20 protein-coding genes and 1 pseudogene are annotated in these 22,843 nt (G+C 64.4%); 11 read left to right on the forward strand and 10 right to left on the reverse strand.

Features of this window, described 5'->3' with window-relative positions; all coding sequences use genetic code 11:
• Window positions 1–19 precede the first annotated feature (19 nt).
• Window positions 20–2,056 (reverse strand): TonB-dependent receptor, encoded by a 2,037-nt coding sequence (locus tag BBA01S_RS32175; protein ID WP_027820023.1) that lies wholly within the window; start codon window positions 2,054–2,056, stop codon window positions 20–22.
• Window positions 2,057–2,555: 499 nt separating this feature from the next.
• Between BBA01S_RS32175 and BBA01S_RS32180 the strand changes: the two genes are divergently transcribed.
• Window positions 2,556–2,993, forward strand: coding sequence for a DUF6632 domain-containing protein (locus tag BBA01S_RS32180; protein ID WP_156966152.1), 438 nt, complete (start codon window positions 2,556–2,558; stop codon window positions 2,991–2,993).
• A gap of 126 nt (window positions 2,994–3,119) precedes the next feature.
• Complete coding sequence (locus tag BBA01S_RS32185) at window positions 3,120–3,416, forward strand: hypothetical protein (protein ID WP_027820025.1); 297 nt, start codon at window positions 3,120–3,122, stop codon at window positions 3,414–3,416.
• Window positions 3,417–3,431: 15 nt separating this feature from the next.
• On the opposite strand, the gene BBA01S_RS32190 is transcribed toward BBA01S_RS32185, so the two are convergent.
• Complete coding sequence (locus tag BBA01S_RS32190) at window positions 3,432–4,289, reverse strand: oxidoreductase (RefSeq protein ID WP_027820026.1); 858 nt, start codon at window positions 4,287–4,289, stop codon at window positions 3,432–3,434.
• A 124-nt stretch (window positions 4,290–4,413) separates the two neighbouring features.
• Between BBA01S_RS32190 and BBA01S_RS32195 the strand changes: the two genes are divergently transcribed.
• Complete coding sequence (locus BBA01S_RS32195; protein ID WP_027820027.1) at window positions 4,414–5,382, forward strand: LysR family transcriptional regulator; 969 nt, start codon at window positions 4,414–4,416, stop codon at window positions 5,380–5,382.
• A 126-nt stretch (window positions 5,383–5,508) separates the two neighbouring features.
• Here the strand turns inward: BBA01S_RS32195 and BBA01S_RS32200 are convergent, their stop codons facing one another.
• From BBA01S_RS32200 to BBA01S_RS32225, 6 genes are all read right to left on the reverse strand, one after another.
• Complete coding sequence (locus BBA01S_RS32200; RefSeq protein WP_027820028.1) at window positions 5,509–5,808, reverse strand: hypothetical protein; 300 nt, start codon at window positions 5,806–5,808, stop codon at window positions 5,509–5,511.
• A gap of 172 nt (window positions 5,809–5,980) precedes the next feature.
• Window positions 5,981–6,919 (reverse strand): Csu type fimbrial protein, encoded by a 939-nt coding sequence (locus tag BBA01S_RS32205; protein WP_052391998.1) that lies wholly within the window; start codon window positions 6,917–6,919, stop codon window positions 5,981–5,983.
• A gap of 23 nt (window positions 6,920–6,942) precedes the next feature.
• Window positions 6,943–9,291: a fimbria/pilus outer membrane usher protein gene (locus tag BBA01S_RS43770; protein ID WP_084162682.1), complete on the reverse strand. Its 2,349-nt coding sequence runs from the start codon at window positions 9,289–9,291 to the stop codon at window positions 6,943–6,945.
• A gap of 160 nt (window positions 9,292–9,451) precedes the next feature.
• A complete protein-coding gene (locus BBA01S_RS32215; protein WP_407668351.1) occupies window positions 9,452–10,243 on the reverse strand; it encodes a fimbrial biogenesis chaperone in 792 nt (263 codons plus the stop codon).
• Window positions 10,240–10,725: a Csu type fimbrial protein gene (locus BBA01S_RS32220; RefSeq protein WP_042298281.1), complete on the reverse strand. Its 486-nt coding sequence runs from the start codon at window positions 10,723–10,725 to the stop codon at window positions 10,240–10,242. The genes BBA01S_RS32215 and BBA01S_RS32220 overlap by 4 nt, the downstream gene beginning before the upstream one ends.
• Window positions 10,726–11,192: 467 nt before the next feature.
• Window positions 11,193–11,789: an ester cyclase gene (locus tag BBA01S_RS32225; protein ID WP_084162683.1), complete on the reverse strand. Its 597-nt coding sequence runs from the start codon at window positions 11,787–11,789 to the stop codon at window positions 11,193–11,195.
• Window positions 11,790–12,162: 373 nt separating this feature from the next.
• Between BBA01S_RS32225 and BBA01S_RS48500 the strand changes: the two genes are divergently transcribed.
• The 4 genes from BBA01S_RS48500 (at window position 12,163) to BBA01S_RS32245 (ending at window position 17,667) form a co-directional block, all read left to right on the forward strand.
• Window positions 12,163–13,698 (forward strand): methyl-accepting chemotaxis protein, encoded by a 1,536-nt coding sequence (locus tag BBA01S_RS48500; RefSeq protein WP_027820033.1) that lies wholly within the window; start codon window positions 12,163–12,165, stop codon window positions 13,696–13,698.
• A 123-nt stretch (window positions 13,699–13,821) separates the two neighbouring features.
• A complete protein-coding gene (locus tag BBA01S_RS32235) occupies window positions 13,822–14,553 on the forward strand; it encodes a gluconate 2-dehydrogenase subunit 3 family protein (RefSeq protein WP_027820034.1) in 732 nt (243 codons plus the stop codon).
• A 5-nt stretch (window positions 14,554–14,558) separates the two neighbouring features.
• Window positions 14,559–16,337 carry a GMC family oxidoreductase gene (locus BBA01S_RS32240; RefSeq protein WP_027820035.1) on the forward strand — a complete coding sequence of 593 codons (1,779 nt, stop codon included), beginning with the start codon at window positions 14,559–14,561 and terminating at the stop codon, window positions 16,335–16,337.
• Window positions 16,338–16,350: 13 nt separating this feature from the next.
• Window positions 16,351–17,667 carry a c-type cytochrome gene (locus BBA01S_RS32245; protein WP_027820036.1) on the forward strand — a complete coding sequence of 439 codons (1,317 nt, stop codon included), beginning with the start codon at window positions 16,351–16,353 and terminating at the stop codon, window positions 17,665–17,667.
• Window positions 17,668–17,720: 53 nt separating this feature from the next.
• On the opposite strand, the gene BBA01S_RS32250 is transcribed toward BBA01S_RS32245, so the two are convergent.
• Together BBA01S_RS32250 and gcvA are read right to left on the reverse strand one after the other, a co-directional pair.
• Complete coding sequence (locus BBA01S_RS32250; RefSeq protein ID WP_027820037.1) at window positions 17,721–18,098, reverse strand: hypothetical protein; 378 nt, start codon at window positions 18,096–18,098, stop codon at window positions 17,721–17,723.
• A 158-nt stretch (window positions 18,099–18,256) separates the two neighbouring features.
• A complete protein-coding gene (gene gcvA / locus BBA01S_RS32255) occupies window positions 18,257–19,165 on the reverse strand; it encodes a transcriptional regulator GcvA (RefSeq protein ID WP_027820038.1) in 909 nt (302 codons plus the stop codon).
• 127 nt (window positions 19,166–19,292) lie between these two features.
• Here gcvA and BBA01S_RS32260 point away from each other — a divergent pair, with 127 nt between their 5' ends.
• The 4 genes and pseudogenes from BBA01S_RS32260 to BBA01S_RS32275 form a co-directional block, all read left to right on the forward strand.
• The gene (locus BBA01S_RS32260) at window positions 19,293–20,072 is read left to right on the forward strand and encodes a hypothetical protein (RefSeq protein ID WP_027820039.1); all 780 of its coding nucleotides are present in this window, start codon (window positions 19,293–19,295) and stop codon (window positions 20,070–20,072) included.
• Between the two features lie 105 nt (window positions 20,073–20,177).
• Complete coding sequence (locus tag BBA01S_RS32265) at window positions 20,178–20,498, forward strand: antibiotic biosynthesis monooxygenase family protein (protein WP_027820040.1); 321 nt, start codon at window positions 20,178–20,180, stop codon at window positions 20,496–20,498.
• Between the two features lie 372 nt (window positions 20,499–20,870).
• Window positions 20,871–22,469, forward strand: a complete 1,599-nt coding sequence (gene glgA, locus BBA01S_RS32270; RefSeq protein WP_042298267.1) for a glycogen synthase GlgA — start codon at window positions 20,871–20,873, stop codon at window positions 22,467–22,469.
• Window positions 22,470–22,558: 89 nt separating this feature from the next.
• Window positions 22,559–22,843, forward strand: a pseudogene (locus BBA01S_RS32275) (glycogen debranching protein GlgX); the annotation flags it as partial.

A 22,843-nucleotide genomic window follows, 5' to 3' on the forward strand; every position in this document is an offset into this window, starting at 1 on the left:
CTGAAAATGCAGCACGTTCCTAGAATGTCGTCCTTAACCCGACCATCACGCTTCTCCCGCCTTCGGGCGCAATATCGCGCACCACCGAACTCGCGTAGCGCACGTCCTGATTCGTGAGGTTGTCGCCGCGAACATAGGCGAGCCAGTTCGTCGATCCCACATGGAACTTGTACGTCAGGATCAGCGCGAGCGTCGTGTAGCCGTCGGTCGGCAGGTCGTCTTCAGGCACGCGATGTTGCGCCCAGGCGTGCACCAGCTCCGCGCGCGCACCGAACGGGCCGTAACCGTAATCGCCCGCCAGCGTCGCGCGCAGCGGTGCAATGCGCGGCAACGGCGCGCCCGTATCGACGTTGCGGGCATGGGTGTAGTCGGCCGTCAACGACACATCGACACGATGCGCGCCCTTCTCGAACACCCGCCATTTGCCGTCGATTTCCACACCGTAGAACTCCGCGCGCACGCCGCGATAGACCGCTTCGTTGAGCGCGTCGTCGGTTCCGGCGGGGACGACTTCGTCATCGTCGTTGACGAGCCGGCCGGTGTTGTACTCGGTCAGGTAATTGCGGAAGCGGCTGTAGAACACGCCAGCGCTCGCCTTGTTCGGGCCGCGCTCGAAACGCAGCGAAAGATCGGTCGAAATCGCCTTTTCCTTCTGCGCGTCCGGATTGCCGATCAGATATTGCCCCGTCGCGTCGTGCGGGCCGTTCGCGTAGAGCTCGTAGAACGTGGGCGCGCGTTCCGTGTAAGCGACGTTGCCTACCACCGACCACGCAGGCGCCAGCTTGTAGAGCGCGCCCGCCGACAGGCTGCCCGCATTGAAGTCGCGTCCTTGCGCCGCCGCGAACTTGTCGTTGCCGTTGGGCGTCGGGTCGAGCTTCACGTGCTCGTAGCGCGCCCCCACGCTCAGCTTGAGCGCTGGCGTGACGTTCCATTCTTCGAGGCCGAATAGCGCGACGTTGGTGGTTTGCGTGGTCGGCACGAGTGCTTCGTCGCCAAGCGCCGAGAACGTGTTCTGGCTCACCTGCACGCCAATCGCGCCCTCGAACGGGCCGATTTTCTTGTGGCGCGCTTCGAGCCGCGCTTCGTAGCCGTGATTGCGGAACGTCGTGCCCACGGTGCCGTTGTCGATTTCGCGGTGCTCGTAGTCGGTGTAGCCGAAGTCGAATTTCAACTGGCTGAACGGCCCAGGCAGGTTGCGCACTTCGGACGCCACGGCCACGTGATCCTGGTGCATGCGCAGACGCACGTCGTCCTCGGCCACCGAGCCGTAGTCGCTCTGGAAGCCGTTGTACGACACGCCCGCGTAGCCGTCGGCCCAGGTGTACGACGTGCCGACCGCGCCGCCGTGCCAGCGCCCGTCGCTGTTCGGAATGCTGCCGTAAGGCTCGCTGGCGTCCGTGCCGTCTAGCGCGCGCTGGCGCGTCGAGTGTGCGTAGCCGGGGATGCGTTCGTTGCTGGTGTCGCGGTCGAAGGCATCGACGTGGAAGGCGAACTGGCCGTTGCCGCCCTCCACCTGCGCCGCGCCCGCGCGCGCATCGTTCGCGCCGCCGTAGCTGGCGTCGACGGCACCGGTTACGCCCTGGATCGGCTCGCGCGGAATGCGGTTGTCGATCGTGTTGACGACGCCGCCGATTGCGTTGCCGCCGTAGAGCAGCGCCGCCGGGCCGCGCACGATTTCGACGCGCTCGACCGTGAGCGGGTCTTGCGGCACGGCATGGTCGTACGAGAGCGAGGACGCATCCCAGGCCGCGACGCCGTTTTGCAGCATACGGATGCGGTCGCCGTCCATGCCGCGAATGATCGGGCGGCCGACCATCGGGCCGTAGGTCGTCGTCGAGACGCCCGGCAGGCCGTTAAGCGTTTCGCCGATGGAATTGGCGGCGCGCAGCGTCAGCGCATTGCCGTCGAGCGCCGTTGCGGGCGCAATCAGGTCGGCGTCGCCAAGCGGATTCGCGGTCACGAAGACCGGCGCGAGGGTGGTCTCCGCGGCAACGCTGCTCGCGCTCGCGCCGGTGTTCGTGCCGCTGCTTGTGGTGCTGCTTGTGGTGCTGCTCATGACGCCGGTCGCGGATTGCGCATGGACGAGCGCGCTCACGAGCGCGAGCGAAACCGGGGTGAGACGCCGGAGCGTCGAACGGGCTGCGAGGGCGCGTCGTATCGATGAAGGTTGAGGCTGGGTTGAAGTCGCCACGGTGGTCGTTGTTGGTTCTTGATTTGCGTCGTTGGAGTGAGGCGCGGCGCACGGGCGGTTCCCCTGGCCCATGCGCGCTGCGCACGCTGCGCTGTACGTTGCTGGCCGCTATCCGGCCAGGAGCGTCGACGCGAATGTTACGTTATAACATTTCCAATTGTGAAGAAAATTTTCAGTTGGCTTGCCACGCAAAGCCGCTGGGAAAACGCTGAAAGCCCCATCGGGCGGGGCTTTGGGGCGCAAACGAAAAAACTTTCGGGAGTCTTGCAAGAGGACGCGCACACGCGCATATTCGCGACATTGGCCCGCACGCGCGGGCGCGCGATGCATCGCGAGGGCAAACGCTATGGACGCAACGGACGTTATGGACGCTCTGCACGAACCGGCACGCCTTCGGACGCTACGCATCGCGCTCGTCGTCATTGGCGCAATTGCAACGTTCGCCGTTTATCCGCTGATGGTGCTCTGGCCGGCCGGCTGGACGTGGCACACGGGCCACTCGGATTACCCGCTGATGATCGTCGGCATCTATGCGACGCTCGGCGTGTTCCTGATGCGGGCAGCGCGCGATCCGCTCGCCCATCTGAGCCTGATCTGGTTCACCGTATGGTCTAGCGTGGTGCACGGCGCGATCATGACCGCGCAATCGTTCGCGACGCCCGGCCATCGCGGCCACCTGCTCGGCGACGTGCCCGCGCTTTTCATCATCGCCGCCGTGCTGGCCGCACTGACGCCGCGAAGGTCGTCGCGTGGATCGCCGGATTCGACGGGATCGCGCCCCATGGAGCAGCGCCCGACCTGAAACCGCTGTGCATTGCTGCAGCGGCTGCAGCGCTCAACTTTTGCCCAGCGCTGCCGACAACTGGATAGACGCCGTTCCCAATCACCGATCCCTGCATCGCGCAACACAGAAGAATCGTTTCCGAACATGTCCCGCCCTTTCCGCCACTGGCTGGCGCTGGCCTTCGGGCTCGCCCTCAGCCTCTCGGTTCTCGCCACCGGCGACGCCGCCGAACCCGCTCCGGCCTCCATGGTCGTGAGTCTCGTCGTCCAGCAAAGCTGCCTGGTCAGCGCCGCCGACGACAGCATTGCGCCCGCCGTGAGTTGCCTGCACGGCGAGCCCTACCTCGTTTCGCATGCCGATGCTTCGGCGCTGCGCATCACCTCGGCCGTCAATTTCGGCTCGCAACGCACCGCCAACGCGCTCTGGACGGTGACGTTCTAGCCGTCATTGCGTTGCTTACGCATCGAAGTCCGTCGAAGCCGACAAGTCCTTCCACGCATCCGTTTCCTGCGTGACGTAAGCGTTTTTCGCTGCGATCGCCGCGAGCGTGTCGGTGCCCAGCGGCAGGCGCAGCGGGGGATTCGCCGCATCGACCAGCGTAATCATGGCGGCCGCGAGCTTCTTCGGGTCGCCAGGCTGGTTGTGGTTGATCTGCACCGCACGGCGGCGCACCGCGCCCGAGGTCTCGTCGTAATCGTCGATCACGTTTTCGGCCACGACCAGCGACGACGCATCCAGAAAATCGGTGCGGAAATAGCCCGGCTCCACCACGGTCGCGTGGATGCCCAGCGGCTTCAGTTCGGCATGGAGCGCCTCCGTGATGCCCTCGACGGCAAACTTCGTCGACGAGTACGCGCCAAATCCCGCCGCCGCCCGGTAACCGCCTACCGACGAAATATTGATCACGTGGCCCGAACGGTGCGCGCGCAGCGTCGGCAACACCGCGCGCGTGACGTTGAGCAGGCCGAACACGTTCGTGTCGTACATCCGGCGCACATCCTTGTCGGCGGACTCCTCGATCGCACCCAGCAGGCCGAAGCCCGCGTTGTTCACCAGCACGTCGATGCGGCCGAACTTGTCGATCGCGGCCTGCACGGCGGCCTTCGCCTGGGCTTCGTCGGTCACGTCCAGCGCGACCGCCAGCAGTGCGGGCGAGTCACCAAGACGCTCGACGATGGCCTGGGCGTTGCGCCCAGCAGCCACGACCGCGTTGCCGTCGGCCAGCGCGGCTTCGGCGATCAATGCGCCAATGCCGCGCGATGCGCCCGTGATGAACCAGACGCGCTTGAAACCACCCTGTTGGACGTCAGCCATGATGTTTCTCCTACGTGTGTGTGTGTTGAACTGATGCCAATAGTAGGCCTGGCGATTGACATGAACTAGCCGTACATTACTGGAGTGATAATCAACTTTTTCTTGCGAATCTGGGGCCTGCAACATGAACGGAATCCGTGCGATCAACACCTTCGTGCGCGCCGCGATGCTTGGCAGCCTGCGCGGCGCGGCGGTCGACCAGGGTATCTCGCCGCAGGCCGCGAGCCAGGCGGTGATGCAACTGGAGAAGGAACTGGGCGTGCGGCTCTTTCATCGCACCACCCGCAAGCTGAGCTTGACGGAGGAAGGGCAACGGCTATTGGAGAGCGTGCAGCCGGCGCTGACGATGCTGTCGTCCGCGCTCGACGACGCGCGGCGCTCAAAGGAAGAAGTGGGCGGCGTGTTGCGCGTGAGCGCCCCGCGCGCATTCGGGCTGCCGGTGCTGTGGCCGTATTTCGAGGAATTCCAGCAGCGCTACCCAGACGTGCAGCTTGAAGTGCAATTCGACGATCAGTTCACGGATCTGGTGGCCGATCGCGCCGATGTGGGCTTTCGAGGCGGCCCGCCGCCTGCGGGCGGCGCAATCGCACGGCGGCTGGTGCCGATCCAGTTGATCGTCTGTGCGTCGCCCGATTACATCGAGCGCAACGGCGCACCACGCACCATCGACGAACTGGCGCAACATCGTTGCACGGGCTATCGGCGCGCGAATACGGGGAAGCTTGCGCAGTGGCAGTTCCGTGTCGGCGATGAAATCGTTTATCGCGACCTGCCCGCCGTCGTGTGCGTCAACGATACGGAGCTGGAAACGCAAGCGGTGCTATCGGGCCTTGGCATCGGGCAACTGGGCAGCTTCAATGCGACGCGCCATATTCGAAGCGGGCGACTCGTGCCGCTATTGACGCAGCACGTCACCGAATACGGGACGATCTACATTTATTACCGGCACCGGACTGAACAGCCGCTGCGCGTGCGTACTTTCATCGACTTCATGGTCGAACGCATGGCGGACAACCGCAATTTTTTTCTAGACGAATCCGAGCTTCGCGCCATGCAGCCGCCAATCCGGCAACGCTCAGCGAAGAAACCTTGATCGTTGTGCACTCAACAAACGCTACAACGAATGCGACCGCTGCAAATAATTCAGGCGCCGCTCGCGCATCCAGCGTACGCGAACCGGCGCCTGCGTTACCCGTTTTATCGTGCAATCTAACCGCGCTTATTGCCCGACCGGCGACGTCACCGACGGCCTGGCCAGCGTGTTGTTGACGCCGTAGGCATTGGTCGGCGCGGTTGCGGCTGCATTCGCGCCATTCGCTGTGTTCGGATTCATCGCGCCCGCGCTCATGCCGCTTTCCGAATTTGCAGCGGCAGGCGTGCCATAGCCGCTATTGGTGTCCGTTGCGGCCACAGGCGACTTTACGGACGGCGTCGCGAGCGTGTTGTTCTGCGCGAACGCGCCACCCGACAGCGTCAATGCGGCCACGGCCGCAATCAGGGTGCTGGTTGCCTTGATCATGATGTGCTCCTCCTTTTTAAATGGAATCTGGATCTAAACGATCCTTTCATATTTCTACGTGGCGATGCATTACCCGCCAGTCCATATCAAGTTTAGAAAGCCCATCGTGAATAATTAAGCGCATTCTGCGCAATGGTAAGTTTCCATTTTTGATGCGCAAGATGAGGGCGACTCAGAAATAAATTGTCGCGGTAATGGTGTCGCTGTAATTGCCGGGCGCGGGCGTGGTCTGTACAGGCACGCGGCCATAGACCGTGAAAACCTGCTGCAATCCCGTGCCGGTGTTGGCCTGCGTGGCCGTGCTGCCAGTGCCGTCGCCCCATGCGCTGGTGTACCCGGAATCGAGGTAAAGCTGATAGTTCACGCTGCCGCCCCCGCCGGAGCGCTGCATCGCGCGCGCGGCCACGTTGCCGCTTGCGCCGCCGTTAAGGGCAATCTTGAAGGCGTCGCCATTCGTGCAGACCGTGGTAATCGTCCCCGTTGCATTGAGCGCCGAACTCAACACGCCAGCCGATCCAAAAGCCACGTTGGTCGCAGTGATATTGCAGTTGTTGACGACCGTTGCGTTCACCGTGAACGGGAATGTCCCGCCGCTGGGAAGCGTTCCACACGTAGGCGCGATCAGCAGATAAAAGCCGTAATTGATCGACGTGGTATTGCCGCCAAAACTCTGCGAATAAACGGTGCTCGCGTTATTCACGGTCGGCACCGTGGTCTGCGAGGCGCTCACCTGCCCGTAGACCGTCACGCTGGTGGTGAGCGTCGTGCCGCTCGGCTTGGTCATCGTGAGCGAGATGGGTGTCGAGCCCGAATAGGTCGAGCCCCAGGCCTGCGTGTGCCCGCTGTCGCGAAAGAGGTCATAGCTCAGCGAATTAGTGCCGTTGGTGAGCGAGCGTGGACTCGTGCCGCCGAGGTTGAGGCACACGAGCACATCGGGTGTCAGCGACACGGCGGGCCATGTGCAGGTCACGCTGATCGTCGTCGTGGTTGTGAACGTGGTGTTCGCGATCGGGCTCACCGAGCCGAACACCACCGGCGTCACGACCGCCTGGCAGCTCTGCGCGTGCGCGCCGCGCGCCGAAAACAGCAGCACGAGCGTGACGCCGAGCATCCATAACGCGCGCACGATCGCTTTCAAGGCTGCGCTCCCTGGCTTTGCTGCCCTTGCTTGGCGCCCTGCAAGCGGCACACCAGCGGCCCGATGGTCTGCAAGGTATTGTCCTTGTCCTCGTGCCACGAAAAAACCAGTTCGCAGTGCTTGTCACCTGACTCGATCTGCAGGTGGTTCTCCGGCGCGAGTCCATCGACAAACGTCAGCCCGTCATAGCCGACGATCGTGTCGTGTCCGCTTTCCACGTGATGCACGCGCGCGCCGGCAGCCAGCGGCTGCCCATCGGCGTCGCGCACGATGATCGAGGCCGCGTGATAGCGCGTCACGCCGAAGTGCGCGAGCACGCCGGACTGGGCCTGCGGCACCATGTCCATCGACGTATCGGCGATGCGTGCATCGGCGGGCAGGTGCATCGCGTCGATCGCCACCTGGTTGTGCTGGTACGCGTTGAGATCGGGAATCAGCAGATGGCCGCCGCCATCGGTCACGCCGATCACGCGGTTTTCGTGCAGCACCGGAATGCCCTTGACGCCGTCGGTGGAGACCAGCGCGAAGCCGTCGTCGATGCGCCGTGCGGGCTGCACCGTGCCGTCCATCAGCACGACCGCGCCGGTCAGGTCGAGCGAGCCGATGGTCTGCCCGGCCACCGATTGCACCGATGCCGTAGCCTCGCCGTAGCGGCCCAGGTATTGCAACTGGCCCTGGCGCGACGGCGTCGAGCCGGTGCCGCCCGACTGCACGCCCCAACCCCAGCCGCCCGAATAATCGGGCGGGCGCAAGGCGTTGACGTTCCATGTCGACGCGCCGTCCTGGCGGCCCACCGTTGCATTGATCGACGCATTGCCGCCCAGCCCGATGCTTGCCGACAGCAGCACGCCGCGCGAATTGTGCTGGCGAAAATCCTGGTACGCGCTCAGGTTCAGCGACACCAGGTTGCCGAAGTTGAACGTCCACGCCACCGAGCCGATCTGCGACACCGGCGCAGAGGGAATCTTGTAGCCGATATAACTCAGCGAAAAGGTCTGGTTGCGCAGGAACGGTATCGCCAGCGTGACGCGATCGGTGATATCCGGCACCGGCGAGCCGTCGCGCGCCGCCAGGTCGCCGTAATTGCCGTACGCGCGGATCGTCTGCGCATCCACCGAAAAACGTTGCGACACATATTGATAGCCGATGCTCAACTGCGCGCCGTTGAGCTTGCCGCCGCTGCCCGACACCGATCCGTTGATCACGCCCGCCGTTCCCAGCCCGAACAGCACGCCGCCACCTGCGTTGACGAGCCCGCCCGTCGCTTCGCCATGCGCTTCGAGCGTGAAATGGTCGTTCACGCCATGCCGCCACGATGCGCTGACCGCGGGCCGCGTATCGTAGTCGAATGAATCGAGCCCGTAATTGCGGCGCAAAAAGCCCGCTTCGAACGAATAGCTCGACAGGCCCGGCGCCATCAAGCGCGTATCGACATACAGCGGCACCGAAGCTGAAATCGTGCGGCCCAGCGCATCGTGCGTGATGACAGTCGCCTGTCCCGCGCCGGTAATGCCCGGCACGTCATTGATGATGAACGGGCCGCTCGGCACGTTGCCCGAATACTGGCGAATGCTATTGATGTAGAGATCGACCGAGCTGGGCACCACCGCGCTGCCCGGCAACGCGGGCACCGGGAACGTCACCAGATCGGGGCGCAGCGCGAAGTTGCTGCGGTACTGCAAGCCGCCCAGGCGGATCGAGCGCGTCCACGCCAGCGAGGAAGTAATCGTGTCGCCGATCTGCGTGGTGCTCAGGTTCGACGGATTCGACATGCTCCACGAACTGTCGTAGCGCACGTACTCATTGCGCTCGTGGTACAGGTACGCCACCCCGGTATTGCTTAGCACTCCCTTTGGATCGAAGTAGCGTTCCTCGCTCCACAACGCGAATTCCGAGGCCGATCCGCCCTGCGCGAAGGCATCGTAATTGAACACGAGGCCGCGCGCCGAGGTCGCCGGGGGCACCGCCGTCACCGCGCGCGTATCGAACGCAAACGGCTTGCGGATCGCGTCCGGCACCTGCAGCTCCAGGGTCTGGTGCTGCGCGTCGTAGCGGTAATGGAGGCCCGGCAGCGTATCGAGATCGACGCTCGCGTCATCGGCTATGCCGAGCTTCGCCGTCGCCACGCCCACTTGCGAGAGGTCTTCGCCAGTCCCGAAGAGGTGGCCGCCCAACTGGCGGAAGTGCACGATCTGGGCAGTACGCTGGCCGTTCACATCGACTTCGAGATACAGGTCACGCGTATCCATCGCGCCCGCGTTGATCAACTGCCCTTGCGCATGCGCCCCGGCGGCGATGAACGACAGCAGCGCCGCCGCCGATATCACGCGCCTCACGCACCGCATGCGCCTCGCCCGGCCACGTCGCACAGCGCTCCGAGTTCGTTTCATTCTTCGTCGTTCGTTTCATGCTGTCCTCCGGCGCGCGCCGCGTTCATGACGCTTGCGCCGACGAGTCACCGCGCCTGGGTTTCGCGATCCAGTCTCGCGTTTCAGCCTCGCGCTCTCAGCCTCCCTGCCCGACCGACACCGTGTCCTCCAGCGGCTGTGTGTTGACCGTCGCCCGCACCTTGAGCTGGCCGCTGAACTTCGCATCGGCGGGCACCGGCACGCTCCACTGGCGGCTCTGCCGCGCAAGCGCATAGCCAAGCAGCCCCTGCGTCACGTCCCAGCGATGGCCCGCGTCGTCGAACAACGACACCGCAGCGATCTGCGCGCGCTTCGTGCCGGAGTTGTCGGCGCGCAGCGCATAGCCTTGCGGCCCATGCACGAGACGCCACGCGAGCACTGGCCGCGCCACGCCCGCGCCTGGCGCATCGACGAACACCGGCACCGAATAGCGCAGCCGGATCGTCACGCCCTCGGCGCCCGGCGTGCCCGGCGCGGGCAGCTCGTCGATCAGGATGCGATAGCTCTGCTCGGCCACTGCCGCCGCACTCGCGCCCTGAGGCGGCGACGCGCCCGGCGCATTCGCGCGCACGAGCCGCACGAGCTGGTCGCTGTGCGGCGCGATCTCGATGAGCGGCGGACTCGCGATCACGTCGCCCGTGGGCGTGAGCACGTCCTCGCCTAGCGCCTCGTTCCACTGGAACACGCGCACCTGGCCATAGAGCGGCGTCTCGCCGGGATTGCGCAGCGTGAGGCCGGTCGCGACTTCGGCGGCGGAAAACTCGATCGTGACCGGCGATATCTGCAGCGTCGCGGCGGCGGCATCGTCAACGGCGAGCGGCCACAGCAAAGCCGCCGCGGCGGCCCATGCTGCCCCCGGCGCGGCGCGTGCCGCAAGACCGCGCTTCAAAAGTAGACCGTCGCAGTGACCGTCGTCTGGTAGGTATCCGGCTTGGGCGTCGCTTGTGCCGGCACCTGGCCATAGACCGTGAGCGTCTGCGCCGAACCGGAGCCCGTGCCGGCCACCGTATTGGTGCCCTGGGTATTGCCCCAGATCGTCGTGCGGCCCGAATCCTGGTAGAGCTGGAAGCCGACGGTCGTGGTGGTGTTGCCGGTGGCCGTGCCCGCCATCAGGCGGCTGGTGACCGACGACCCAGTGACGTTGCCGCCGTCGAGCCCCACGTTATATGGCGTGGTGTTCGTGCAGGTGACGCTGAGCGTGGTCTGCTGGTTGATGGCCGTGCCCAGCACGCCATTCGTCCCGAAAGCCAGCGGATTCGCGGTGATCGCGCAATTCGCCTGGAGCGTGAGCGTGACATTGAAGGTCGCGGTGGCGGTACCGTTCGAGTACACCGCCGCTTCTGCCTGCGGAACGAGCGGGCCAACCGGCATGAACGCGATCTGTACGGCAACGGCGGCAGCTATGAGGTGGTTTCGTTTCATCGACCTTGCTCCTGCATACGGATTCACTCTCGCGAACGGCTGCAAAAAACGGGGAAGAGAACGCAATCAATTCATCAAATGAATCGACACTTTATTTATACGAACAATGTCACATTACGTTTAGGCCAATTACATCTTGTTACAGATAACCAATCCACCCTGAATAACTCCAGCAATCTATTCCGCGCGCGATGCATGGGAGATATTTAAAGGCATTTTTTACCCGCTATTCAAGCGCAAGGTTTCATGCCTTCGTGGAAGGCATATTTTGCTGACCTGATGGACGGTGCACGGCCCTTTCCGGGCAAGCCGCTCCTCTAAATGCGATTTGAATAATCGTCGAACCGCATTTAAATGGCGTGCATGACAGTATAGAAAGCGGGCGTTAAGTTGCGGCTGATTCGGCGTGGATCCGCTTACTTCGCGACGACACCCAATTGCTGCAGAAACGTCAGGTTATCTTCCAGATGCCAGTTATCGGTAATCTGGCCATCGCGAATGCGATAGATATCGGTGGCGATGAAATCCACTGCCTGGCCCTTGCCCTGCACGCCATTAAACGTGCCAGTGAAATGCCCCGTGAAGTGCAGATGCGTGATTACACGATCGCCGGTGACGATCATCTGCTCGACATCGGCGTGAACGTCGGGCACGGCGGCGTGAAAGCCCTTCGACGCGGCCAGCGGCCCAGCCATGCCTTGCGCACGGCCAGCGGGCAACGTGCGATCCGTGAAGTCCGGCGCGAGCGCGGCGCGCGCCTGGGCCTCGTTGCCTGTGCTCCAGAACGTGTCGTAAAGGCGCGCCGCGCGGATCTGCTGCTGAACTTGTTGCGCGGGCAAGCTTTTATCGACGATCAGTTCGCGCGGTTGGACGAGGCTGGCGTCGACAACAGCGGCAGCGGTGGCAGCGGTGGCAGCGGTGGCTTCGGCGGCGCTAGCGGGCAGCGCCGCGGCGAACGTGGTGCCCAGGGCGAGCGTCAGGGCGGCGGCGGAAAGGACGGTTTGCGTGTTCATGGCGGTTCCTCAAGAGCGGTGAGTGGGTCAGGCAGTGCGTGTGAGTGCATTCTGCGACCCGCCGTCCTGCTTGAGAATTGCCCTGCAAATTGAATGATCTTCAAACCAGACAGAAAGATTGCCATCTGCGATAGCAAACGTTTCCTTACCTCAACTTCCCCGCCTGGCAAGGCCCGCCGGCACTTCGAAAAAAATTTCGCGTCCTTACAGACTGATTTCAAAGAAGAAATTCAGTAGTCTCTTAAAAATTTCGATATGCACCCTAAATATAGTCAGACGAATGACGATATGAAGGAGGAACGCCCGCAGCCATCTACCGCCGCAAGAAGCCGTTAACTGCGCTGCGCACCCTTGGTCAAATCGGTACAGACGCATGACACTCACTATTCGAGCGCGTATCGCACTCACCTTCGCCCTTCTCGCCGCCCTGCTCACCGTGTCCGGCGTGCTCGGCTTCATCAGCACGGAAAAGGCCAACAGCGCCAACCGCGACACCTATCGCAACAAGCTGGCCGAGTCCACGGCGATCGACAACGCCGAGATCTACATCGCGCGCACGCGCCTCGTGCTCGACCGCGTGGCGCTGCATCCGGAAGCTTCCAGTGTGCCCGACCAGCTCGACCGCGCCTCGGGCTTCTTCAAGAACTCCGACGAGTGGTGGACGAAATTCCAGCAGATGCCGCACGAGCCGGACGAACTGCCGCTGATCGCGAAGACCACCGAGCGCCGCACCGCCATGCGCGACGCCGTGTCCGCGTTCACCAGGGCGCTCCAGGCGGGCGACAAGGAGACGGCCGACAACATCGCGATGACGCAGCTCTCCGACCTCTACAGCAAGATGAGCGCGGCCAATAACGAGGTCAAGAAGCACCTCTACGAGAACGCGAAGACGCGCTACGAAGAAGCCGAATCGAACTTCTATCTGTTCTCGACCGTGAGCGCCGTGATGGTCGTACTGGGCCTCGTGGCCGCCGGTCTCGGCTGGGTCATGCTGCGCCGCGCGATCATGAACCCGCTCAACTATGCGCTCGACAGCCTTCAGCAGATCTCGTCGGGCAACCTGAGCCAAACGGTGCGCGCGCAACGAAACGACGAAATGGGCCTGCTGCTGGAAAGCATCGAAAAGACTCGCAAGGAACTGGGCAACGTGACGGGTTCGGTGCGCTCGGGCAGCGAATCGGTGTCGGTCGCCACGCGCCAGATCGCGGCGGGCATGATCGACCTGTCGGCGCGCACCGAGGAACAGGCCGCGTCGCTGCAGGAAACGGCGGCCAGCATGAACGAGCTGACCTCGGCCGTGAAGCAGAACACCGACAACGCCCGCACCGGCAGCGATCTTGCGCACACGGCGGCTAACGTCGCCACGCGCGGCAGCGAAATGGTTCAGCGTGTGGTGGACACCATGAGCGAGATCGAAGGCAGCTCGCGCAAGATTTCCGACATTACCGCCATGATCGAAGGCATCGCCTTCCAGACCAATATCCTCGCGCTCAACGCCGCCGTCGAAGCGGCGCGCGCAGGCGAGCAAGGCCGGGGCTTCGCCGTGGTCGCCAGCGAAGTGCGTTCGCTCGCGCAGCGTTCCGCGGCGGCGGCCAAGGAGATCAAGGATCTGATCGCGAATTCCGTCGAGACCGTCTCGCACGGCACGGAGCTGGTGTCGTCGGCGGGCACGACGATGTCCGAGCTGCACACCGCCGTCGAGCGGGTCACGGCGATCATGAACGAAATCGCTTCGGCATCCGAACAACAGCAAAGCGGCATCGAGCAGGTCGACACCGCTGTCACGCAGATGGACGAGGTCACGCAGCAGAACGCCGCGCTCGTCGAACAGGTCACGGCCGCAGCACAGGCGCTCGACACGCAGTCGAGCAAGCTCAGCAGCACCGTGCAGGTTTTCCGGGTGGCCTGACGCCTCCACGGCGTTTCAGCGTCCCCGCTCTCCGGGCGCGCGCGCCTTCGCCGCATGGCGAGGCGCGCGCCTGCCCTATGTATCACAAGCGCATCAGCGCCACTCGCTGGAGTCCCCTTCCTCATGACATCGCCAGACAAGGCGGGCCGTCGCTCGTTCCTCAAAGGATCGATCGCGATTGTGCCCGTTGCCGCCGTCGGCACGGCGTCCGCCGTGCTGCGTCCCACCGCGGACGAGATCAAGCGCTCCGCGCCGCCGCCCGACACGCCCGCCCAGGAGCACTATCAGCCCGGCTATTTCACGCCCGACGAATGGGCTTTCGTGAACGCCGCGTGCGACTGCCTGATCCCGAAGGACCAGGTCGGCCCCGGCGCCGTCGAGCTGGGCGTGCCGCAATACATCGACCGCCAGTTGCAGACCGGCTACGGCGACGCCTCGCGCTGGTACATGCATGGGCCGTTCCAGAAGGGCGCACCGGAGTTCGGCTACCAGTCGAAGCTCACGCCGAAAGAGCAATACCGCCTCGGCATTCGCGCCATCGATGCGTACTGCAAGGCGCACTTTGGCGGCAAGACCTTTGCGCAGCTGGAGAAGGCAAAACAGATCGCATTCCTGAAGGATGTCGAAGGCGGCAAGGTGCAGGACGACTTCAACATGAAATCGTTCTTCAGCGGCTTCCTGCTCAAGAACACCATGGAAGGCTATTTCGGCGACCCGATGTACGGCGGCAACAAGGACATGGGGTCGTGGAAGATGATCGGCTATCCGGGCGCGCGCGCGGACTACGTCGAGTGGGTCAGCGAATCGAAACCGTATCCGTACGGTCCGGTCAGCCAGTACGGCAAGCGGGGTTAAGCAGCATGGCAACAATCAGAAAAAAATCCGTTGACGCGGTGATCGTCGGCTTCGGCTGGACGGGCTCGATCATGGCGATGGAACTGTGCAGCGCGGGCCTTGAAGTGGTCGCGCTCGAACGCGGCGACGGCCGCGACACGATCCCGAATTTCGCGTATCCGCAGATCGTCGACGAAATCAAATACTCGGCGCGCAATGCGCTGCTGCAGAACCTCGCGAAAACCACCGTCACCACGCGCCACACGAAGGACGATACGGCCCTGCCCTATCGCCAGATCGGCTCGTTCAAGCCGGGCGAAGGCGTGGGCGGCGCGGGCACGCACTGGTCGGGCGTGCAATCGCGCGTGATGCCGGAGGAACTGCGCCTCCATAGCCGCGTGAAAGAGCGTTACGGCGAGAAGTTCATCCCCGAGGGCATGCAGTTGCAGGACTGGGGCGTGACCTACGACGAACTCGAACCGCACTTCGACCGCTGGGAATATGTGTGCGGCACCTCGGGCCGCGCGGGCAACATCAAGGGCAAGCCGCAGGAAGGTGGCAATCCGTTCGAAGCATATCGCTCGCGCGAATTCCCGCTGCCGCCGCTGCCCGATCACCCGACCGGGCGCCTGTTCGCCAAGGCCGCGCGCGAACTCGGCTACAAGCCGTTCGCGCTGCCGGCAGGCAACGCCTCGGGCGCCTACATGAACGAATACGGCTGCCAGCTTGGGCCGTGCAACTTCTGCGGCTTCTGCAGCGACTATGGCTGCCTGAACTACTCGAAGGCCTCGCCGCAGACGGCCATCATTCCGGCCCTGCTGCGCAAGCGCAATTTCGAGCTGCGCGTGAATTCGCACGTGCTGCGCGTCGAGCTGGACAAGGACGGCAAGCAGGCCACCGGCGTCACCTACATCGATGCTCAGGGTAACGAAGTATTCCAGCCGGCCAACATGGTCGTGCTCGGCGCGTTCCAGTTGCACAACATCCGCCTGATGCTGTCGTCGAAGATCGGCAAGCCGTACAACGTCGATACCGGCGAAGGCACCGTGGGCCGCAACTTCTGCTACCAGGTGCTCAACAGCGTCAACATGTTCTGGGACAAGGACGTCTACATCAACCAGTTCATGGGCGCGGGCGGCGGCGGCCAGGCGATCGAAGAGTTCAACGCGGACAACTTCGACCACGGCGCGCTCGGCTTTATCGGCGGCGGCATTATCTGGGGCCGCCAGACCGGCAATGGCCCGGTGCGCGGCATTCCGCTGCCCAAGGGCACGCCCAAATGGGGCAGCGAATGGAAGCAGGCCGTGGCCGACAACTTCCTGCACACGGGCCGCATCGAATCGCAGATCAGCAACATGGCGTATCGCGGCTGTTTCGCCGACCTCGACCCGACCTACAAGGACGCCTATGGCGAGCCGCTGCTGCGCATCACGCTCGACTGGCAGGACAACGACCTGCGCGCCTCGGAATACGTAGCCGGCAAGATGATGGAGATCGGCAAGCAGATGAACCCGAAGAGCATCTCGGGCCGCATCCTGAAACCGGGCGCGCACTGGGACACGCGCGCATACCAGAGCACGCACGTGAACGGCGGCACGTCGATGGGCGCCGATCCGAAGACCTCGGTGGTCAACAAGTACCTGCAAAGCTGGGACGTGTCGAACGTGTTCGTGCTGGGCGCGAGCGTGTTCGCACATGGCATCGGCTACAACCCGACCGGCCTTGTCGGCGGTCTCGCCTATTGGGCCGCCGCGAATATCCGCGAGCGTTACTTGAAGAACCCCGGCCCGATGGTCCAGGTTTGAGGAGCCACACGACATGCGCAAACTTTCCGTAGCAATCGGCGCGGCCGTCGTGGTCGTGGGCGGCCTGTGGGCCGGCAGCCTGGTGAAGCCGTCCCTGACCATCGACGCCCAGGCGCTCACCGCGCCGGGCAACGCCGCACACGGCGAATATCTCGCGCGCGCGGGCGACTGCATGGCCTGCCACACGTCGAAGGGCGGTACGCCGTTCGCGGGCGGCGTGCCGCTCGCCACGCCGCTGGGCGCGGTCTATTCGACCAACATCACGCCCGACAGGACGCACGGCATCGGCAACTGGAGCTTCGAGGACTTCGCGCTGGCCATGCGCGAAGGCGTGACGCCGGACGGCCGCCACCTGTATCCGGCCATGCCCTACACGGCCTATGCCAAGGTCAGCGACACCGACCTGCGCGACCTCTACGCGTACTTCACGACGCGCGTGGATGCGTCGGCCCAGCCGAACGAGCCGGCCGATATTCCGTGGCCGCTCGACACACGCTGGCCGCTGGCTTACTGGAACCGCCTTTTCCACGACGATTCGCGCTTCAAGCAGGACAGCGCGCATAGCGTCGAATGGAATCGCGGCGCGTACCTGGTGCAAGGTCTCGCGCACTGCGGCACTTGCCACACGCCGCGTGGCGTGGGCTTCCAGGAAGTCGACCTGGACGGCTCCAGCGCGCGTTTCCTGTCGGGTGCGCGCATCGACGGCAGCTCGCCCGTCAATCTGCGCGGCGACAAGGGCACGGGGCTGGGCGAGTGGAACGAAGCCGATATCGCCACGCTGCTGAAGACGGGCCGCACGGCGCATTCGGCGGTCACGGGGCCGATGGGCGAAGTGGTCGAGCACAGCACGCAGTACCTGAGCGATGCCGACCTCCATGCGATTGCGGTGTTCCTGAAGAGCCTCACGCCGCTTTCGGACGATGCGGCCGCGCCTGCTTACAAGGCCGACGATGCGACGCTGACGACGATCATGACGGGGCATGCCAACGAGGTGGGCGCGCGCATCTATATCGATAGCTGCGCGGCCTGCCATCGCCAGAACGGCGAAGGCGCGGCGCGGGTGTTTCCGTCGCTCGCCAACAATCCGTCTGTGCTGGCCGGGCATCCGGATTCGCTGATCGCGGTGATCCTGGCGGGCTCGCGTCTGCCGTCGACGGCTTCGGCGCCTGCGCCGCTGGCCATGCCGCCGTTCGCATGGCGCTACGACGACGATGAAATCGCGCAACTGGCGACTTTCGTGCGTTCGGCGTGGGGTAATGATGCGAGCGCTGTCACTGCTGCCGATGTGAAGCGCGTGCGCGCGCAGTTGGGGATTGAGGCGAAGCGGTAAGTGCTTGAGGGGGCGGCTGGTTTCAGTCGTCCCCTTTTGGTTTTGCGAATGCTTCAAGGAATTCTGGCTTTCAGACGCTCGCGCCAATCAGGGGGAATATGAATCTCTCCCGATTCCCCTGACCCGCGGAACAAAATCGCGCTTTCATCCGGCGTGAATTCCGGATCACCACCGTCCATCGAATCAAAGTCGGTTCGCGCGAAAACTTTGCCGCTATGCGCGTCGTAGAGTTTGCCGACGTAAAACGCGACATTGCCGTCCATGCCGGTCACGCACGATTGCGCGCGGTAAAGACCGCTGTGCGAAGTCACCGCAATGCACTCATGCGCACGGGCTCGTGCACTCGCGTCGCAGACGTATTGAAGAACGCTCAATCCGGCGACCATGACCACGATGAAAATAACGAAGCGTTTGAGAATGAGCCGCTTCACTTCTTCGCACTCCAGATAGAAAGATCCTCTTTACTATCATGATGAGCGCGGCCGCCTCAAAGCAGACTGCCCAAAATTTGACTCAACCACCCACCCGGAATTTATATTCTTGAATCAGATGCGCACGCAACGACTCGTACTTTTTGCGCGATCCCGAATCACTCCACCTGCTCCCAAAACACCCTGATCTCATCGGCGAGCCACGTCCGCAAAGCCCTCACCTTGGGATCATCACAGCTACCAATCCGATACACCAGGTCATGCCCGCGCTCCGACTTCAGCCGTATCTGCGCGAACGGCGCGACCAGCCTCCCCGCCGCAATATCGTCCGCAACAATCACGCTGCGCCCAAGCGCCACGCCTTCACCACGAATCGCGGCTTCGATCGCGAGACTCCCGTGGCTATAAGCCGGGCCACGGTCGCTGCGCACACGCTCGACGCCCGCCAGCGCGAACCACTGTTCCCAGTTCGCCAGCATCCCGCCTTCGTGCAGCAACGTACATCCCGCCAGACTCGCGACCGCACGCAAACCACGCATCTTCTCGCGATATTCCGGACTGCAAACCGGTGTCACCGTTTCTTCCAGAATGCGCTCGGCCAGCAGGCGCGGATAACGTCCACTCCCGTAGCGAATCGCAACATCGGCTTCGCCTTCATTCAAATCGACGAATTTATCGGTGACGTCCAGGTGAACGTCCAGATGCGGATAGCGCGTCTTGAAGCGATGCAGCCTGGGCGCAAGCCATTTATTCGCGAACGATACGCTCGCGTTGATCTTGAAGCGCTCGACGCCATCATGGCCGCGCACGCGATCGGCTTCTTTCGTGAGTTCGCCCAGAATGCGCGTGACGGCCAGCAGGAATTCCGCACCCGCTTCGGTCAACACGATGCGACGCGTGAGTCGCTGAAACAGCGCCACGCCCAGATGCTCCTCAAGCGTCTTGATGTGCCGGCTCACCGCGCCATGCGTGACGTGCAGTTCTTCAGCGGCGAGCGTCATGCTCAGGTGCCGGCCGGTCGCCTCGAAGGCGCGCAGTGTCTGTAGAGGGGGGAGCCGGTCGAACACGGTCGCGTCATGTGTGAGTTTAACTCACGCATTATATGACGATAAATGGTTTGTCAGCTCGCGAGCCGATGGCCAGGATGGGTGCCTGGCCACACTCATCGCAATCATCATCAGCCGTCCCGCCATCATGGATCTCCTGCTTTTCAAGCTGTTCGTCACGCCGTCGTTGCTGCTCCTCGCATCGCTTGCCGTTCGCCGCTGGGGCGAGGCAGTCGGTGGCCTGCTGGTCGGCATGCCGCTCACGTCGGGGCCCGTGTCCGTGTTTCTCGCGCTGGAGCATGGCCCGGCCTTCGCCACCCAGGCAACGGCGGGTTCACTCGTCGCGACCATCGCGCAAGTGGCGTTTTGCGTGGTCTATTGCCGCCTGGCGGCTCAGGGCTGGCGTCTCGCGTTGACAGGCGCAGCCGGTGCGTTCGTGGTCGTGGCGGCGCTGCTGCAATGGAGCGCATTGCCCGAGATGCTGCTGTTCCTGCTCGCGCTCATCGCCATCACGCTCGCGCTGAATGTCATGCCGAACACGGCAGCCGCCAGCGCGAAGATCGACGCGCCCTGGTGGGACTTGCCGCTGCGCATGGTGCTGATCGCCGCCCTGATCGTGAGCGTGACGCTGATCGCGCCTTATGTGGGCGCAAGCGCAGCCGGTGTGATCGCATCGTTTCCGTTCATGGCGATCATCCTCGCGGTGTTCGCGCATCGCGCCAGCGGCGCGGCCGCCGCGCAGCAGGTGATGCGCGGCATGGCGACGGGGCTGATCGGCTTCGCGGCGTTCTTCTTCGTGCTGAGCCTCCTGCTCACGCACACGCATCTGGTGGTCGCTTACGGCAGCGCGATTCTCTGCACGCTCGCGATCCAGGCCATGTCGTTCTATCGCATGCGCTCGCTGCCTGCCGCGCTGCCGGTGGAGTGAGCCGCCGCGCTCCTATAATCGATGGGCGCCGCGCGCCTCGCAGTCCGGGCGCGCGGCCTCCCGCCATCCGATAGTCCCAGCAGGATCACCGCACAGGAACAGCGCATGTACATCGCCATGAATCGTTTCAAGGTCGCCCTCGGCTCGGAAGCCGCGTTCGAGGAAGTCTGGGCGAGCCGCGACACGCATCTCAAGGAAGTGCCCGGCTTCGTCGAATTCCATCTGCTCAAGGGCCCGCAGCGCGAGGATCACGTGCTCTACGCGAGCCACACGATCTGGGCGAACCACGCGGCCTTCGAGGCCTGGACGCGCTCCGACGCGTTCCGCGCCGCGCACCGCAACGCGGGCAATGCAGGACAAAGCCGCCCGCTCTACCTGAGCCATCCGGAATTCGAAGGCTTCGAGGTCGTGCAGACCGTCAAGTAAGCGCGCCGCCGTAGTGAAAACTGCACGCGCGCCACGCCAAAGCTACACGCTGCGCGGCGCGCGGGTTCCTCGCGCCGCCGCGCGCGCCCTTCCCCCGCCGCTGTATCGATCCGCGAACGCCTTGCGCCACCGGCGTTTCGCCGCGCCGCAACATCTCAGCCGCTGAATTTCCCCGCTCATCTGCCGCGCTGGCCCGAACCTTGCTCAATCAGACAAGGGGCTGCGCCGGGCAGCCACCGCTACGTCAGCTGTCACATCAGCCGTCACGTCAGCCGCTTCGCCTCCCGCGCGCCGTCCAGCACCCGCATCAAGCGTTGTTCACCTGCACTCACCGGGGGAGTCACCTTGTCGCCCAGCGTTCTCAACGTTTTGATGGTCGCCGCCGAAGCGGCCCCCCTCGCCAAGAGCGGCGGTCTCGGCGACATGGTCAGCGCCCAGGCGACGGCGCTGCGCCGCCGTGGCGTCGATGCTTCCATTCTGCTGCCGGGGTACGAGTGTGCGTTCGAGCGCGTGATCGCGCCCACGCCGCTTGGCTATATCCGCGACCTGCCGGGCGGCGACGCGCGGCTATGGCGCGCCGCCATGCCCGATTCGGACGTGCCGATTCTGCTGCTGCAAATGGATCATCTGTTTGCCGGGCGCGGCAGCGGGCTCTATCAGGACGAGTGCGGGCGCGACTATATCGACAACTTCGCGCGCTTCGCCTCGCTTTCCGCGGCGGCGGCAAGAATCGCCATCGGCGTGCGCGGCGTGAAGCGTCCGCGCATCGTCCACGCGCACGACTGGCACGCCGGGCTCACGCCGCTGCTGATGAAGCTCGCGGGCGCGTCGGCGCGCAGCGTGTTCACGATCCACAACCTGGCGTTCCAGGGCAACTATCCGCTCGGCCTCGCGCCCTATGCGGGCATCCCGTCCGAGCTCCTCGCGCCCGCGCCTCGCGAGCCGCGCAGCATCGAGTTCTACGACACGCTCAGCTTCATGAAAGCCGCCATCGTCCATGCCGACAGCCTGAATGCCGTGAGCGAGCGCTACGCGCGCGAGATCCTTACGCCGCACTTCGGCAATCGCATGGAAGGCGTGCTGGCCGCGCACGCACACAAGCTCACGGGCATCGTCAACGGCATCGACGATGCGTTGTGGAACCCGCAGGACGACCCGATGATCGCGCAGCCCTACGGCCCCGACGATCTCGCGGGCAAGCATGCCTGCAAGAAGGCGCTCCAGCAAAGCTACGGACTGCATAGCGATCCGTTCGCGCCGCTCGTGGCAATCGGCAGCCGCCTGAGCACGCAGAAGCTCGCCGACGTGGTCTGCGAAGCGCTGCCTGCCGCGCTCGCGCGCTGGCCGCGTGTGCAGTTCGCCGTGCTCGGCCAGGGCGACGCCGCCATCGAGCAGACCTTGCGCGCGCTTGCCGCCGCCTGGCCGGGACGACTGGGCGTGCATATCGGCTATGACGAAGCGCGCGCGCACCAGTTGCACGCAGGCGCCGATATCCTGCTGCATGCCAGCCGCTTCGAGCCGTGCGGCCTCACGCAGCTCTACGCAATGCGTTACGGCACGATTCCGGTGGCCTCGCGCGTGGGCGGCCTTGCCGACACCATCGTCGATTGCCAGTCGATCGGCGCGCCGTTCGCGCAGGGCCATGCGGTTGGCCACGCGACCGGTTTCCTGTTCGACGGCGAACGCGCAAGCGACCTCTTCCATGCGCTGGGCCGTGCGTTCGACGCCTTCGCGCATCCACCGTGCTGGCGTGTGCTCCAGCGCAACGCGATGCTGCGCGATTCGAGCTGGGACGCGCCAGCCGCGCGCTACCACGATCTCTACCGCGCGCTGACCGGCGCGCCGAGCGCACCACCCGCGCGCGCGCCGCGTCACGCGAATGCCGCGCCCCAGGCGCGCCGCACGAGCACGGCGCAGCGCCATCGCCGCGCGCTAGCCGATCTGCGGCGCAGCGCCATCGCCGCGCGCTAGCCGATCTGCGGCGCAGCGCCTGACGCAGCGCCTCCCCGGCGGCCTCACTCAGGCGAGGCGCGCCCCGAACCCGCCACCCGCGAGGCCCCATGAGCAAGAAAACCGCCACCCGCATCGCCGAAGGCCAGCCGTTCCCGCATGGCGCGACCTGGACAGGGCGCGGCGTGAATTTCGCGCTGTTCTCGGCGAATGCGAAGAAAGTCGAACTCTGCCTGTTCGACAAGACCGGCCTGCGCGAACTCGAACGCATCGAGCTGCCCGAGTACACCGACGAGATCTTCCACGTCTTCCTGCCCGATCTCGAACCGGGCGCGATCTACGGCTACCGCGTGCACGGCCCCTACGAGCCGGATGCGGGCCATCGCTTCAACCCC

It is taken from the genome of Paraburkholderia bannensis NBRC 103871 (genome assembly GCF_000685015.1).
Taxonomy (GTDB): domain Bacteria; phylum Pseudomonadota; class Gammaproteobacteria; order Burkholderiales; family Burkholderiaceae; genus Paraburkholderia; species Paraburkholderia bannensis.

Coding starts and splice junctions, on each gene's coding strand:
- BBA01S_RS48500 (WP_027820033.1), top strand. CDS start 12,163: ATGACACTCACTATTCGAGCGCGTATCGCACTCACCTTCGCCCTTCTC.
- BBA01S_RS32185 (WP_027820025.1), top strand. CDS start 3,120: ATGTCCCGCCCTTTCCGCCACTGGCTGGCGCTGGCCTTCGGGCTCGCC.
- BBA01S_RS32265 (WP_027820040.1), top strand. CDS start 20,178: ATGTACATCGCCATGAATCGTTTCAAGGTCGCCCTCGGCTCGGAAGCC.
- BBA01S_RS32205 (WP_052391998.1), bottom strand. CDS start 6,919: ATGCTCGGCGTCACGCTCGTGCTGCTGTTTTCGGCGCGCGGCGCGCAC.
- BBA01S_RS32225 (WP_084162683.1), bottom strand. CDS start 11,789: ATGAACACGCAAACCGTCCTTTCCGCCGCCGCCCTGACGCTCGCCCTG.
- BBA01S_RS32235 (WP_027820034.1), top strand. CDS start 13,822: ATGACATCGCCAGACAAGGCGGGCCGTCGCTCGTTCCTCAAAGGATCG.
- BBA01S_RS43770 (WP_084162682.1), bottom strand. CDS start 9,291: ATGCGGTGCGTGAGGCGCGTGATATCGGCGGCGGCGCTGCTGTCGTTC.
- BBA01S_RS32180 (WP_156966152.1), top strand. CDS start 2,556: ATGGACGCTCTGCACGAACCGGCACGCCTTCGGACGCTACGCATCGCG.
- BBA01S_RS32200 (WP_027820028.1), bottom strand. CDS start 5,808: ATGATCAAGGCAACCAGCACCCTGATTGCGGCCGTGGCCGCATTGACG.
- BBA01S_RS32245 (WP_027820036.1), top strand. CDS start 16,351: ATGCGCAAACTTTCCGTAGCAATCGGCGCGGCCGTCGTGGTCGTGGGC.
- BBA01S_RS32175 (WP_027820023.1), bottom strand. CDS start 2,056: ATGAGCAGCACCACAAGCAGCACCACAAGCAGCGGCACGAACACCGGC.
- BBA01S_RS32260 (WP_027820039.1), top strand. CDS start 19,293: ATGGATCTCCTGCTTTTCAAGCTGTTCGTCACGCCGTCGTTGCTGCTC.
- BBA01S_RS32240 (WP_027820035.1), top strand. CDS start 14,559: ATGGCAACAATCAGAAAAAAATCCGTTGACGCGGTGATCGTCGGCTTC.
- BBA01S_RS32195 (WP_027820027.1), top strand. CDS start 4,414: ATGAACGGAATCCGTGCGATCAACACCTTCGTGCGCGCCGCGATGCTT.
- BBA01S_RS32220 (WP_042298281.1), bottom strand. CDS start 10,725: ATGCCGGTTGGCCCGCTCGTTCCGCAGGCAGAAGCGGCGGTGTACTCG.
- glgA (WP_042298267.1), top strand. CDS start 20,871: ATGGTCGCCGCCGAAGCGGCCCCCCTCGCCAAGAGCGGCGGTCTCGGC.
- BBA01S_RS32190 (WP_027820026.1), bottom strand. CDS start 4,289: ATGGCTGACGTCCAACAGGGTGGTTTCAAGCGCGTCTGGTTCATCACG.